This is a genomic window from Martinezella sp. CNPSo 3732 (assembly GCF_057784515.1).
Map to the genome: position 1 here is coordinate 222,897 of NZ_JBXSOO010000003.1, position 13,293 is coordinate 236,189.

At 58.8% G+C, this 13,293-nt stretch carries 11 protein-coding genes, 1 other RNA gene and 1 pseudogene; 3 read left to right on the plus strand and 10 right to left on the minus strand.

Annotated features, from left to right (window positions below):
* Positions 1 to 10 precede the first annotated feature (10 nt).
* The 9 genes from AC13RM_RS09730 to AC13RM_RS09770 form a co-directional block, all read right to left on the minus strand.
* The gene (locus AC13RM_RS09730; protein ID WP_285171359.1) at positions 11 to 1,765 is read right to left on the minus strand and encodes a peptidoglycan D,D-transpeptidase FtsI family protein; all 1,755 of its coding nucleotides are present in this window, start codon (positions 1,763 to 1,765) and stop codon (positions 11 to 13) included.
* On the minus strand, positions 1,765 to 2,286 hold the full coding sequence (gene ftsL / locus AC13RM_RS09735) for a cell division protein FtsL (protein WP_285171358.1): 522 nt from the start codon (positions 2,284 to 2,286) through the stop codon (positions 1,765 to 1,767). Before ftsL ends, AC13RM_RS09730 begins: the two co-directional genes overlap by 1 nt.
* 1 nt (position 2,287) lies before the next feature.
* On the minus strand, positions 2,288 to 3,313 hold the full coding sequence (gene rsmH, locus AC13RM_RS09740; protein WP_285171357.1) for a 16S rRNA (cytosine(1402)-N(4))-methyltransferase RsmH: 1,026 nt from the start codon (positions 3,311 to 3,313) through the stop codon (positions 2,288 to 2,290).
* A 14-nt stretch (positions 3,314 to 3,327) separates the two neighbouring features.
* Positions 3,328 to 3,768, minus strand: a complete 441-nt coding sequence (mraZ, locus tag AC13RM_RS09745; RefSeq protein WP_285171356.1) for a division/cell wall cluster transcriptional repressor MraZ — start codon at positions 3,766 to 3,768, stop codon at positions 3,328 to 3,330.
* A 429-nt stretch (positions 3,769 to 4,197) separates the two neighbouring features.
* Positions 4,198 to 4,597: RNase P RNA component class A (gene rnpB / locus AC13RM_RS09750), an RNA gene on the minus strand.
* Positions 4,598 to 4,664: 67 nt separating this feature from the next.
* A complete protein-coding gene (locus AC13RM_RS09755; RefSeq protein WP_285171355.1) occupies positions 4,665 to 5,858 on the minus strand; it encodes an NAD(P)/FAD-dependent oxidoreductase in 1,194 nt (397 codons plus the stop codon).
* A gap of 78 nt (positions 5,859 to 5,936) precedes the next feature.
* Entirely contained in the window at positions 5,937 to 6,494 is a 558-nt protein-coding gene (locus AC13RM_RS09760; protein WP_285171354.1) for a lytic transglycosylase domain-containing protein, read from the minus strand.
* Positions 6,495 to 6,760: 266 nt separating this feature from the next.
* On the minus strand, positions 6,761 to 7,522 hold the full coding sequence (locus AC13RM_RS09765; protein WP_285171353.1) for an N-acetylmuramoyl-L-alanine amidase: 762 nt from the start codon (positions 7,520 to 7,522) through the stop codon (positions 6,761 to 6,763).
* Complete coding sequence (locus AC13RM_RS09770; RefSeq protein WP_285171352.1) at positions 7,519 to 8,229, minus strand: J domain-containing protein; 711 nt, start codon at positions 8,227 to 8,229, stop codon at positions 7,519 to 7,521. Before AC13RM_RS09770 ends, AC13RM_RS09765 begins: the two co-directional genes overlap by 4 nt.
* 272 nt (positions 8,230 to 8,501) lie before the next feature.
* Between AC13RM_RS09770 and AC13RM_RS09775 the strand changes: the two genes are divergently transcribed.
* The 3 genes and pseudogenes from AC13RM_RS09775 to AC13RM_RS09785 all read left to right on the plus strand — a co-directional run bounded on the left by AC13RM_RS09775 (position 8,502) and on the right by AC13RM_RS09785 (position 11,768).
* The gene (locus AC13RM_RS09775; protein WP_374815055.1) at positions 8,502 to 9,713 is read left to right on the plus strand and encodes a pyrophosphate--fructose-6-phosphate 1-phosphotransferase; all 1,212 of its coding nucleotides are present in this window, start codon (positions 8,502 to 8,504) and stop codon (positions 9,711 to 9,713) included.
* A 140-nt stretch (positions 9,714 to 9,853) separates the two neighbouring features.
* Positions 9,854 to 10,486: pseudogene (locus AC13RM_RS09780) on the plus strand (LysE family translocator); the annotation flags it as partial.
* Between the two features lie 127 nt (positions 10,487 to 10,613).
* Positions 10,614 to 11,768, plus strand: coding sequence for a transglycosylase SLT domain-containing protein (locus tag AC13RM_RS09785; RefSeq protein ID WP_374815057.1), 1,155 nt, complete (start codon positions 10,614 to 10,616; stop codon positions 11,766 to 11,768).
* Between the two features lie 29 nt (positions 11,769 to 11,797).
* Here AC13RM_RS09785 and AC13RM_RS09790 read toward each other — a convergent pair whose 3' ends face one another.
* Complete coding sequence (locus AC13RM_RS09790) at positions 11,798 to 13,186, minus strand: serine hydrolase domain-containing protein (protein ID WP_374815059.1); 1,389 nt, start codon at positions 13,184 to 13,186, stop codon at positions 11,798 to 11,800.
* Positions 13,187 to 13,293 lie beyond the last annotated feature (107 nt).

Here is a 13,293-nt window from a genome sequence, read left to right on the forward strand (position 1 = left end):
TCTTTCACGCTTAATAAGACGCCAGCAAGGCCGAGTCATCTTTTCCAAAACTGGGCTGTACCCCGAGAATCGGCGCCGAGCGGGCGACGATATCACGGGCGATCGGCAAGGCCGTGAAGGCCGAAATCGTTCCGCCGCCGCGCTCGCCGCTCTTCGGCTCGTCGATGAAGGTCATGACTATGTATTGCGGATTGTCGATCGGAAACACGGCCATGAAGGTATTGAAATTCAGCGTATTGGAATACCGGCCGTTGACGACTTTATCGGCCGTGCCGGTCTTGCTGCCGACATTGTAACCGGGAACGCGTGCATTGCGACCCGAGCCTCTCGTGCCGTTGAACTCGAGCAGGAAGCGCACGTCATCGCTGGTGCTCTTCTTCACGACCATCTTGGCGATGGCGTCGGCCTGGTCGCGCGTGCGCGGCAGGAAGGTCGGCTCGATCAGCTTGCCGCCATTGACGAGCGCAGCACCGGCGACAGCTGTCTGCAGCGGCGTCGTCGAGACACCGTGACCGAAGGAGATCGTGATGGAGTTGATCTTCTTCCAGACGCGTGGCTGCGACGGCATTTTCACCTCGGGCAATTCGGTCTGCATCTTCGTGAGCAGGCCGATACGGGTGAGGAATTCCTTATGGCCATCGATACCGACGAGATCGGCGATCTTGGCCGTGCCGATATTCGAGGAATACTGAAAAATTTCAGGAACGGTCAGAACGCGACGCTGGCCGTGGAAATCCTTGATGGTAAAGCCACCGATGCGGATGGGGTTGGTGGCATCGAAGGCGTTACGCAACGTCACCTTGCCATCATCCAGCGCCATCGCCATGGTGAAGGTCTTGAAGGTCGATCCCATTTCGAACGTGCCGTTCGTCATGCGGTTGAGCCAGCCTTCCGTGGCGCCCTCATTCGGATAATTCGGATCGAAGTCGGGAGCCGAGGCCATGCCCAGCACCTCGCCCGTATGCACGTCGAGCACCGCGGCGCCTGCGCCCTTGGCCTGAAAATTCTTCACGGCGTTAACGACCGCGTCGCGGACAATACCCTGCACTCGCAGATCGATCGAAAGCTTGACTGGCTGCAGCGGCTGATCGCTGGTCATACCCGCAGCAGCGAGGTCGGCGAGCCCCTGGTCGTCGATATATTTCTCCATGCCCGCAACGCCGCGATTGTCGATATTGACGTAGCCGAGAATGTGGGGAGCAGTCGTACCGCCCGGATAGAAGCGGCGCTTCTCCGGACGGAAGCCGATGCCGGGAATGCCGAGTGCCAAAATCTGGTTCTGCTGCTTCGGCGTCAGCTGCCGACGCAGCCAGGCAAAATGCGAGGACTTCGCCGAAAGCTTCTTGTAGGTGGATTTGGTATCGAGATCCGGCAGGACCTTGCGCAATTCCTCGACAGCTTCGTCCGCGTCGATGATCTTATTCGGCTCGGCAAACAGCGAGACCGTGCGGATGTCGGTTGCCAGCAGAGCGCCGTTACGGTCGACGATATCAGGACGCGAGGCCATCAGACGATCCGGCGGCAGAATGCTCGACGTCATCTCAGGCAATGTCATGGCGAACTGGACAAGCCGGCCGCCGATCACGCAATAGACGGCGACGAAGCTTGCGACCAACAGGACGACGCGGCTTTTTGCCTGATTGGACTTGCGCTTGCGCACGCCCTCGAAGCTCGAGCGAGAAAAGCCGTCGCCTGGGCGGTTGTTGCCGTCGGTGGAGAAGTGAGCCCTGCTCTTCAGGACCATGATGCGAGAAAGAAAAGACATTATTCCCTCACCGATCCCGTTGCCATGTTGTCGACATCCGGCTTCTTACGCTTGGCAAGAGCCGGCGGTTTCGGTCGCGGCGCCGGCGCAGCAGCCACGTCGGCGATGGCCTTCCTGATCTGCGCATCCGTCGTATCGCCATTGCTCGAGGCGACTGCCGCGCCGCTTTTAACTCCACCCGCCTTGCCGCTCTTCGGATCATTGGAGGCTGTTACCGTTGGCGGCGGAAGCTGCGAGCGCAGCATCGGCAATTCGCTCGGCTGAACGATCGCCGTCGAGAGCGTCGGCTGCAGTTGCAGTTCGCCATTATAGTTATTGACGAGACGCTCGAGCCGGTTCGGCTGAGAAACCAGCGCCCAGTCCGCCTTGAGGAGATCGATCGTATCCCTCTCAAGCTTGATTTCGGATTCGAGGCGATGAACCTCTTCCAGCTTCAGCTCGGCACGATGCTTGATCGTATAAGTCACGCTGGCCATGGCCGTCATGACGCCGATCAGCACGATGTCAAAAGTCTTCAGCATCTTAGCCCCCAAGCTTTCCAAGACTGGCGAGACTGGGCAGATCGAAGATCGAAAGATCTGCCGCCTCCGCCGGAGCTAAGGTGCGAACCCCCGCACGCAACTTGGCCGAACGAGCGCGTGGATTGGCTTCCGCCTCAGCATCCCCAGCAGAAATCATCGACTTGCCGACGGGCTCGAAGGTGGCAGGCCGCTCGTTCACGATCGGCATGTGACGCGATCCGGCGGCACGACCCGAGCGGTCGGCAAAGAACTTCTTGACGATGCGATCCTCCAGCGAATGGAAGGTCACGACGACGAGGCGCCCGCCCGGCTTGAGGGCGCGCTCGGCGGCAAACAACGCCTGAGCCAGCTCACCGAGCTCGTCATTGACGAAAATCCGCAGGGCCTGAAAGACCCGCGTCGCTGGATGAATCTTGTCCTTCGCCTTTCGCGGCGTCACGACCTCGATCAACCCGGCCAGATCGCGAGTGGTCACGAAAGGAGCTTCCGCGCGCCGCTTCTCGATCGCATGAGCGATGCGCGGCGCCTGCTTTTCCTCGCCCAGAAACACGAAGATACGAATGAGATCGGCAAGCTTTGCACGGTTGACGACATCGGCAGCCGATACGCCGCTCGCCGACATACGCATATCGAGCGGACCGTTCTTACTGAAGGAGAAACCCCGCTCGGCCTCGTCGAGCTGCATGGAGGAAACGCCGATATCGAGCACGACGCCATCGAGGCCGCCGTCAGGCGCATGTTCGGCCAGCTGAGAAAACTGCGACTGAATGAGCTTGAGATGTCCGGCATGGGCGGAAACGAGCGCCTGCCCTGCAGCAATCGCTGTCGGATCGCGATCGAGCGCGATCACATTGGCGCCGGCCTTGAGGATGGCCGAGGTATAGCCGCCAGCCCCGAACGTTCCATCGAGGATGACCTTGCCGGGCGCCGGAGCCAGCACCTCCAACACCTCGGGAAGAAGAACCGGAATGTGACGAACCGGTCCGCCACCGGCATCAGAAGAACCTCCGCCTGAATTCGCCACCATTCCGTTTCCCCGCTCTATTCCGAGCGCCTGCCCGCCAGCCTGCGCCCCTCTCGTGCCTGCGACTGCAAGGCCAAGAAGGCCTCCGGTCGCCACAATTGAAAATGATCCGCCCGACCGACGAAGGTCACTTCGCCTGCGATCCCGGTGAAGTCGCGAATGAAATCCGTGACCATCAGCCGCCCTTCCGCATCGAGCTTCATGAAGACCCCGCCCCCGTGAATGAGGAGCGACATCTGGTTCGCCGCCGGCGAAAACGGATCGTCCGCCGCAATCTGCCGCTCGAAGCGATCGAGCAGATCGAGACCACCGATACTGATCGCCGGAAACACAAAATCCTGAAAGCAGTACAACTCCTGGATCTTGCGCTCGACCAGCACGGAACGAAACGCCGCCGGCACGGAAACCCGCCCCTTGGAATCGATCCTGTTGGTCGCGTTTGACAGGAAGCGGTTCATGACGCGAAACACCCGTCCCCCATGACCCGTAAGCCGCTACTCGCTTACAGGCACAGCCAAAATCGGACACAACTTCGCAAGCCGAAAGAGCCGACACCCCTTCGACACTCCCAGAACGGAAGCGATCATGGCTTTGCGATGATTGGGCTCTGATTTGCCCGTGTGCAGTGTGCTTTTGGGATACCATGGGACCATATGGGCGTCAATGGGATGAAGCCACGTCAGACGTGGCCACAGCCTGAATATTCATAAGACGTTAAGTTTAACGAAAGGTTAGGATCGGCTTCAGGAGACGTCCCGAAACGGATTGTTTTCACAGGTTAAAAACCTCGCCCGACAAGGCTGGAAAGCCCTGAATTCGGGGCATTCGGCAGCTTCAAAAATTATTTGGCGGAAGTGTTGGCCGCGCCGCTCGAAGTGACGCGATGATTTGCCAGTTGGCCTGTAAGCCGGGTTCTGTATGGCTCCGGCCGAGGCCGGAACGTGGCAGCCATTCATCTGGGACGCCGCTTGCGCGACGCCTCGTGCAACCCACCCGGATGACCGGCCCGGAAACAGGCTGGAGGGCTTGCGCGCTCCGTGTCATCCCTATTCGGTTTTGCTCCCGGTGGGGTTTTCCGTGCCGTCGCTGTTGCCAGAGACGCGGTGGGCTCTTACCCCACCCTTTCACCCTTACCCGATCCGAAGATCGAGCGGTTTGCTTTCTGTGGCACTTTCCCTGAGGTTTCCCCCGCCGGACGTTATCCGGCACCGTGTTTCCGTGGAGCCCGGACTTTCCTCACCCCATCGCCTTTCGGCATTGATGAAGCGCGGCTGCCCGGCCAACTGGCACAGGCTCATTAACCGAGACCGCCCACAATTGCCACCGAAATATGCTGGTTTGTGAAAAGCGGATGTCAATTGCGGAAATGCGCTGAGAAATCCGTGCTGTAGCCTTCGTCCTTGATTCGACCTGTAAGCAGCAGCTCCGCCCCGAGCCGGCCTATTTCATCGGAACTCTTGGCGGCAGTACCGCAGCCCCCCGTCAGAACCGCAACACGTGGTGAAGATGTGTAACCGATCATGGGATAGCCGGTCGGCGAATAGGAGACAGCGCAGGAATTGGTGAAAGCCGGTGGCCGCCTGACGCCGGGAACGAGCTGATGGAATATCCGCACCAGATGCTCGCGCGCCTTGTCGCGGCCGGCGGTGCGGAACCAGGCACGCAGCTCCGTCTCGGTCATGAATTGCAGATCATCGGGGTCGCCACCGATTTTCATGTAATATTTGCCGTCCGGATAGCGGATCGGCGGCAGCATATAGATGCTGTCCACGTCATCAGCTGCCTTCGATATCAGCGACGGCATGCCGGAAAGGGCTTCGGCTTCCGTCTCGCTCACCTCGAAGAAAGTGACCGTGCGGCCATAAACCTTCATCTCAACAGGTCGCGGCAAGAGATTCTCGGCAATGGAGAAACCGCCGGCGGCGAGCAATATCTTTTCGGCGCTGAATGTCTCGCCCTCTGCAGTCGTCACGACAGCTAGGCCGCTCTCGTCGCGGATCGATAGCGCCGTCTGCTTGATGACCCGCGCGCCTGCCTTTTCCGCCAACAGGGATTGTGCCTTGACCAGCCGGCGCGGGCTGATGTGGCCGGCCCCGTGCGGTTCGAAGACCCCTTCGCTTCCCGATGCGAAGGAGAAGAAGGGAAACTTCACCTTGAGTTCGACATCATCGAGGATATCGGTTTGCACGCCGAGCCGCCGAGCCGCTTCTACGACATCGCCGACATAAGCTATTTCACCGCCCCGCTTCGGCCCGACAACAAGGCAGCCAACCGGGGCATAGAATTGAATGCCGCTATCCCGTTCGATATCCGCATAACGGGCGATCGAACGGTTTGCGAGACGAGCCCAGTCCGTGTCCGGGTCGATCGTGCGCGTGATGCGGCCTTCGTCGTAATGACTGCCGAATACGCCCTGATGGCTGGCGCGATCTTCAGGTTCATCCGGCCCGATGACGGCAACCCCGTCCGTTCGGTTTGCCAGGTGACGGGCAGCGGCTGCCCCCATCATGCCCCGGCCAACGACGATGAACCTGAAATCCGCTGCCATGCTGTAACCCTCATCCATAGTCGCGATTTCGATAGCACGGAAAGCGATTCCGCCCTACCCGAAATGCTAGCATGAATGTCAGTCCAGAAGTGCAAGCACCTTGCCGCAATAGCGCTTCGAGATCGGGTTCATGCGCGTGGCGCCATGGCCGGCATTGTATTTGAGGATGGTGTTGCAGGTCGGTCCACCGCCGAGATCCTGCGCCATGGCGAGATATTTCATGCCGAACTTGATGTTCGTTTCGGGATCGTAGAGATCTTTGGTGCGGCCGGTATAGCCCATCAGCTTGGCGGTCGCCGGCTTGATCTGCATCAGGCCGATTTCGCCTGCACTTCCACGAGTTTTCGGATTGAAATTGCTTTCGATCCGGATGACGGCAGTGGCGAGTTCAACTGCAACGCCGTTTTGTTTTGCATATTTGGCAATCAGCGCGGAATAGCGATTTTGCCGTGCGAAGGAGGTCTCGGCGTCGCGCAATTCGGCGGGAACATTGGGAACCGGAAAGCCGGTGGTGCGGCTGACGATCTTGAGAGGAACCGTTTTCTGCTTTGCGTGGCGCTCGCCCGCAGAGGCGCAATCGTATCCCACCAGCAGCACGCCCACGCATGCCACAGCCGCAACAATCAAATTTTTCATGTAGTCTTTTGTCTCCAGGGGCGGGACCACAGATAGCGCAAGCCATCACGTCCGGCTGGAGGCAAAAAGAGCCGCCGGAATGCACAGTCCCCATTAGTCGTCTACGGTCGCGCGACACACAAACCCAGACGGCGCGACCGCCGTTCAGCGAGCGTCGTTAGACCAATGCAATGCGGAGATAATAGGGAAAAGCTGTGGCGCAGCAGGGAGTTACGCTTTTTTACATCCATAGCCGGCTATAAATGCAAAGGACACGATCGAACGAATTAGGAATAACGGGGCAAAGCCGAGAGCAGGCGATGCAGCGTATCGATCGTGGAGAAGTCAGCAATGCCGTCCACTCGCTCCTGCCGGAAATGGCGCTGGAAGGCTTCAACGTCGCCCTTCAATTTTTCCGAGAATTCGCCATTTATTTCAGTGCTATAGCCATAAAGCGAAAGCATCGACTGCAAGGCTTCGATCGGCTGTCCCACATCACCCTTTTGGAAGAATCGGCCGCCGGTGATCGAAGCCGGCTCAACCCAGTGCCCGACACCGGCCGCAGCCAGTCGCGCCCAGGGGAATTTCTCACCCGGATCGACCTTGCGCACCGGCGCAACATCGGAGTGTCCAAGCACACGTTCGGGCGCGATTGCCCAGCGTTGGCCGCAATCGCGACACAGTTCGATCACCGCCTCGACCTGAGCATCAGGGAATTCAGGCAGTCCGCCGGGATGGCCGGCATTGGCGATCTCGATGCCGATAGACGCTGAATTGATATCGGTCTCGCCATGCCATGAGCTCTTGCCCGCATGCCAGGCACGACGCTCTTCCGGGACTAGCTGCATGACGCGCCCATCCTCGAAGACGAAATAATGGCTGGACACCTGGCTCTCCGGACGACAGAGCCAATTGAGAGCGCCCTCAGCCGTGCCCATGCCGGTATAATGCAGAAGGATGATGTCAGGCCGACGCCCATCCCGCCTCTCGCTATGATTCGGCGAAGGCTGCACATGGGCGCGAGCGAAATCGGCCTTGAATGCACTCATGCTGCGCGGCGTTCTTTCTCGATCTCGGCATAAGCCGCATTCAGAGCCGCCATGCGCTCGTTGGCGATGACATGGAACTCTTCCGGCACCCCACGCGACACGAGGCGATCCGGATGGTTCTCGTAGACGAGGCCATGGTAACGGCGGCGGATGGTCGGGAAATCGTCGTGGCGCGAGACACCGAGCACCTTATAGGGATCGCGACCGCCAACGTTTACATGGCGGGCCATGATCTGCTCGAACCGCTCCTCGCTCATATGGAAGATTTCGGCTACATGCTGAAGGAAATCCATTTCCTTCTCATGGATCAGGCCGTCGGCCTTGGCGATATGGAAAAGACCGTCGAGCACGTCTTCCAGCACCGGGCAATTCTTCGTGCAGGTCTCGCAAAGGGAGGACAGCCGCTCCGCATAGGCTTCGTAGCCGGCCACGTCCTGGCGCGCCAGATTATAAAGACGGGCGACATTTTTCGCTTGATCAGACGGAAATTCGAAGATCTCCCGAAATGCATTGACTTCGTTTTCCGTCACCACGCCATCTGCTTTCGCCATTTTGGCGGAAAGAGCGATTATAGCGACGGAAAATGCCACCTTACGGCGCGTTTCCGGATCGCCTTCGAAGACGGTGCGAATAGCCTCGACCACCGCCGACAGGGCATTGCCGGCAGTGCTACCGATAGCATTCAGCAATTTTTCCCAGAACGACATGCCGGTCTCGATATCCTACTAAACAGTAGAACACCTTGATCAAATAATGGTTGCCATTGCAAGCAGTCCATTCGTCGCAAGCCCGAAAACACTTTTCACAATTTGGTAATGATGCTGCAAATGCGAACGTCGTCCGAACGCCCTCGCCCGGCTTTTGAAGACGAAACAAACCACCGCTTTCTTAAATTCTTTACTTTACACCCTTGCCTGCCTGTCGCATCCATTCCACCGCAACCATTGAAATGAAGCAGCTTGCCTGCAAGGAGGATCCCATGGCCAAACAGAAAGTCGCAATGCTCACTGCCGGTGGATTGGCGCCCTGCCTTTCGTCTGCCGTTGGCGGGCTGATCCAGCGCTATAGCGATGTGGCGCCTGATCTCGACATGATAGCCTATCGTTCCGGCTATCAGGGGGTTCTGCTGGGTGACAGCATCGAGGTGACGCAGGCCATGCGTGAAAAGGCCTATCTGCTGCATCGCTATGGCGGCTCGCCGATCGGCAACAGCCGCGTCAAGCTCACCAACATCGCAGACTGCGTGAAGCGTGGCCTAGTCAAGGAAGGCGAAAACCCGCTGCGCGTCGCAGCCGAGCGACTGGCCTCCGACGGCGTCACCATCCTTCACACGATCGGGGGCGACGATACCAACACGACGGCGGCCGATCTTGCTGCCTATCTTGGCGCCAATGGCTATGATCTGACTGTCGTCGGCCTGCCGAAAACCGTTGATAACGATGTCGTGCCGATCCGTCAGTCCCTCGGCGCCTGGACGGCGGCCGAGGTCGGCGCTCACTTCTTCGACAATGTCAGCAACGAACAGACCGCCGCACCGAAAACGCTCGTCATTCATGAAGTGATGGGCCGCCACTGTGGCTGGCTGACCGCAGCAACCGCGCGCGCCTATATCCAGAAGAGCAGCGCGAACGAATATGTCGAAGGCTTCATGATGAATGCCGAGATGAAGGGTATCGACGGCCTCTATCTGCCGGAAATGGCATTCGATATCGAGGTGGAAGGCGAGCGCCTGCGCAATATCATGGAGAAGACCGGACAGGTGACGCTCTTCGTATCGGAAGGCGCCGGCCTCGACGCCATCGTCGCCGAACGGGAAGCCTCCGGCGAAACCGTCAAGCGCGACGCCTTCGGCCACGTAAAGATCGACACAATCAACGTCGGCGGCTGGTTTCAGAAACAATTCGCCGCGATCATCGGCGCCGAACGCTCCATGGTGCAGAAGTCGGGCTATTTCGCGCGCTCCGCCCCCGCAAACGGCGAGGACCTCCGCCTGATTCAAGGCATGGTCGACCTCGCGGTGGAAAGTGCGCTGAATAAGGTGTCCGGCGTTACGGGACATGATGAAGGTCAAGGCGGCAAGCTACGCGTCATCGAATTCCCGCGCATCAAGGGCGGCAAAGCCTTCGATATCTCCACTCCCTGGTTTGCCGAAGTCATGGATCATATCGGGCAGAAATACTCACAAGCCTGACCGAATGGTGATCAACCGGACCGATTGGCGATCAATCGGCCTAATCGGTGGTCAATCCGCCTGATTGACAATCAGGCGGATTGACGGATCGCAAATCCAATGTCTTTGCTGACGGCGGAAGAGGAATAGAGGAGGATTCTATGTCCATCGAAACCTGGCTCGCTTTCGCCGCCGCGTCCTGTATCATGTTGGCCATACCGGGTCCGACCATTCTCCTGGTGATATCCTATGCGCTCGGCCACGGCCGCAAGACGGCGCTGGCAACGGTGACTGGTGTCACGCTTGGGGATTTCACGGCAATGACCGCATCGCTAGCCGGTCTCGGCGCTCTTCTCGCCACATCAGCGACACTATTCACGATTCTTAAACTGATCGGCGCAGCCTACCTCGTTTTCCTCGGAATCAAGCTCTGGAGAGCCCCGATTGTGACGGGTCCTCTAGGCGACAATGACAATCTCCCAGAGGAAAAACCGTTAAAAATTCTCTTACACGCATATGTTGTAACGGCTCTCAACCCGAAAAGCATCGTCTTTTTCATTGCATTCGTTCCGCAATTTCTCGACATGTCGAAGCCATTTCTTCAGCAAACGCTTATTCTAGAGGCAACTTTCCTCACCTTGGCGGCCTTGAATTCGCTTATTTATGTGTTCGTCGCCGATATGGCACGTGGCTTCATCCGCAAGGCAAGCGTGCAACGCGTCGTTAACAGAACCGGCGGAACCCTGTTGATTGCAGCCGGTGCAGTGACCGCCGGATGGCCGCCTGAGGCGGCGCAGGGTTGCGGGGTGATCACGGATAGGTTAATGGGGATTCATAATTTTATCGATCCTGTGACCGAATTTGGCGGTCCTGTGGCCGAATTGCATCGAAATTAGGTTTGGTTTTTTCGAAAGTGACAGAATGGTAACGATCGGATTTCCCAGCCTGAAGCGCAGCGTTGCCTTGTCGGCAATGATGTGCGGCGCTCTCGCCGGGTGCGCAAGCACTCAGCAGCAGCAGACGTCTCAGGCAGAACTCCCGTCGGCACATGCCAACGTGCCGCATCCGAATACGACCCTGACCGCCACCGGCGCAACCGCGCCTGCAGGCGGCATCGCAGTGGCCGCGGTATCGCCGAATTTCATCGGTCCGCGGCAGCCGCAACAAACAGCAATGGCAAAGTCCAGTCGCGTTGTTCCGGGTACGACAAACGTTGCCGCCACAAGCCAGCAACAGATGGACGCGGGACGTTTCGGCACGCCTGTTGCGAGCGCTGCCAATCAGGGAACCGCCGCAATCGCTGCCGCAACGGGCGCTCCCGTGGGCAGCACGTCAGCCGCAGCGGCCTATGCAGCACCCGACGTGCCGCTGGTGCCTTCCGTGGTCGCGATCCCGATGCCCAATCCGGCGCGTCCCGGCGATGCCGCGCTCACACCGGTCTCCTCCCTCGCGGCTCAGAGCCAGACGACCATTCCGATGACCTCGGATGTCGCAGCCATTCAGGTCGCCGTGCCGACGCCACGTCCTGGATCGACGCCGCAGGCTGAAGTCGCCTTTGCCACGCCCGCGCAGATCGGCGTTCCGCGCTATGCGGACAACCGTATGCATTACGACTTCAATTTCGACAGCAGCGGTCCGACGGTCGTGCCGGCTGTCATGACCACCACCAACACCGCGAATTACGATTCCGATGTTCCGGCTGAGGAAAAGAGCTACGTTTCCAAGCTCATCCAGAAATACGCCAAGCTTTACGAAATTCCGGAATCCCTGATCCATCGCGTCGTTCACCGCGAAAGCCGCTACAATCCGAAAGCCTATAATCGCGCCGGATATTTCGGCCTCATGCAGATCAAGTACAATACGGCGAAGTCCATGGGCTACGAAGGCCCGGCGTCCGGCCTTCTCGACGCAGAAACCAACATCAAATATGCGGCCAAATATCTACGCGGCGCATGGATGACGGCCGACAGCAAGGCTCAGAACAAGGAAGCCAATGCCGTCCAGCTTTATGCCCGCGGCTATTACTACGACGCCAAACGCAAGGGCCTGACGGACGTCGCCAACGGCAATTACTGATTTTATCGTGATCGTTCTGAAAAGCCGGCCTAGTTCGTGGCCGGCTTTAACACATCCATGATCCGCTTCAGCAGGATTTGCGGCCGATAATCCGCCCAGGTTGGCGTCAGCCCCATCCGCACGACGACGAGATTGGCGGACGGGACGATCGCAACCGTTTGGCCGTCGTGACCAGTCATCCAAAAAGTATCCGCGGGCAAACCGAATTGGGCATTCGAGCCGCCAGGACCCGCAAGCCAGGTCTGAACCTGCGAGTAGACACCCTCGGAGGCGTTCGTGGGCGTGCGCATAGCGCCGACAAAACCTTCCGGCAGCAGGCGGTGCCCATTCCAGACGCCGTCCTGCAGCAGAAAGAGACCAAAGCGCGCCCAGTCGCGGGCGTTGGCATAGAGATAGGAGCTGCCGACAAAGGTGCCGCGCTCGTCGGCCTCGAAAACTGCGCTGTACATGCCGAGCGGTCCGAAAAGTGCCTCGCGCGGATAGGAAATGGCAGCGCTCAGATTGGGCAGCCGGTTCATCCAAAGGCGCGAAAGCAGCGCTGCTGTACCGCTGGAATAGCTGAAACGCTCACCCGGCGCTGCCAACTGATGCGCGTTGGCTGCTATGCTGGTCACGTCCGCGTCGAGATAAAGCATGCGCGTTACATCCGATACGGTGCCATAGGATTCGTTGAACGCAAGCCCGCTTTCCATGGCAAGAAGATCGCTGAGCTTGATGTCCTTGCGCGAGTCAGCGCTCCATTGCGGCAGAAGATTTTGATCGTCAAAGGACATGCGCCCGGCCAGCATGAGTCGGCCGATGATGGCGGCATTGACCGTCTTGGTCATCGACCAGCCGATCAGCGGCGTTGCCTTGCTGAAACCATCGCCATAAGTTTCAGCGACGATGCGCCCGTCTTTGACGACAACGATCGCGCGCATGGCAGGCCCGGCGAGATCCGAATTCGATACGATATCGGCGAGCTTCGCACCGACATCGCCCTGACCGAGGGTTACCATATCCCCATCCGGCCACACCGCATCGTTCTTTGGCGCCTTCACCTTGTTAAGGAAGACGGCACTACGGGCCGTTTGCAGATCACCGTCCGGCACCAGCGCACAACCGAGCGCGCCGCGATAGAGCGCACGGTTCGGCGCGAACAATCCCAAGAACCGGGCCGTAACCACGCCCTCATCCCGGTCAACATAGACGCGAATGAGCTTCAATGCCGGATTGCCTGGAGCCTGTACATCCTCCTCCATCACCTTATCCGGATCCCGCTTGGCCACGAACGTGTTGGAGCAGACGATCTTTGCCGCGTAGCCATCACCGACCTTCAGCAATTCCGGCGGATAAAGAGAGAGCCAGACGGCCCCGCCGGCGACAATGATCAGCAGCAGAACAATAAGAGCCCCGATCACTCTCGATATCAAACGCATGTCACATATTCTCCAGAAAGGTAGGCGGAGACAATCAGGAAACGCAGCAAGATGAAAGACCTATGATGGTTAGAGCTCCTTAAATATGTGCAAGGATGCTTCTCCAC

What these genes read in the sequence shown, in the direction of transcription:
- AC13RM_RS09775 (WP_374815055.1), top strand. Translation starts at nt 8,502, where the DNA reads ATGGCCAAACAGAAAGTCGCAATGCTCACTGCCGGTGGATTGGCGCCC.
- ftsL (WP_285171358.1), bottom strand. Translation starts at nt 2,286, where the DNA reads ATGCTGAAGACTTTTGACATCGTGCTGATCGGCGTCATGACGGCCATG.
- AC13RM_RS09770 (WP_285171352.1), bottom strand. Translation starts at nt 8,229, where the DNA reads ATGTCGTTCTGGGAAAAATTGCTGAATGCTATCGGTAGCACTGCCGGC.
- rsmH (WP_285171357.1), bottom strand. Translation starts at nt 3,313, where the DNA reads ATGGTGGCGAATTCAGGCGGAGGTTCTTCTGATGCCGGTGGCGGACCG.
- AC13RM_RS09755 (WP_285171355.1), bottom strand. Translation starts at nt 5,858, where the DNA reads ATGGCAGCGGATTTCAGGTTCATCGTCGTTGGCCGGGGCATGATGGGG.
- mraZ (WP_285171356.1), bottom strand. Translation starts at nt 3,768, where the DNA reads ATGAACCGCTTCCTGTCAAACGCGACCAACAGGATCGATTCCAAGGGG.
- AC13RM_RS09760 (WP_285171354.1), bottom strand. Translation starts at nt 6,494, where the DNA reads ATGAAAAATTTGATTGTTGCGGCTGTGGCATGCGTGGGCGTGCTGCTG.
- AC13RM_RS09790 (WP_374815059.1), bottom strand. Translation starts at nt 13,186, where the DNA reads ATGCGTTTGATATCGAGAGTGATCGGGGCTCTTATTGTTCTGCTGCTG.
- AC13RM_RS09765 (WP_285171353.1), bottom strand. Translation starts at nt 7,522, where the DNA reads ATGAGTGCATTCAAGGCCGATTTCGCTCGCGCCCATGTGCAGCCTTCG.
- AC13RM_RS09785 (WP_374815057.1), top strand. Translation starts at nt 10,614, where the DNA reads ATGGTAACGATCGGATTTCCCAGCCTGAAGCGCAGCGTTGCCTTGTCG.
- AC13RM_RS09730 (WP_285171359.1), bottom strand. Translation starts at nt 1,765, where the DNA reads ATGTCTTTTCTTTCTCGCATCATGGTCCTGAAGAGCAGGGCTCACTTC.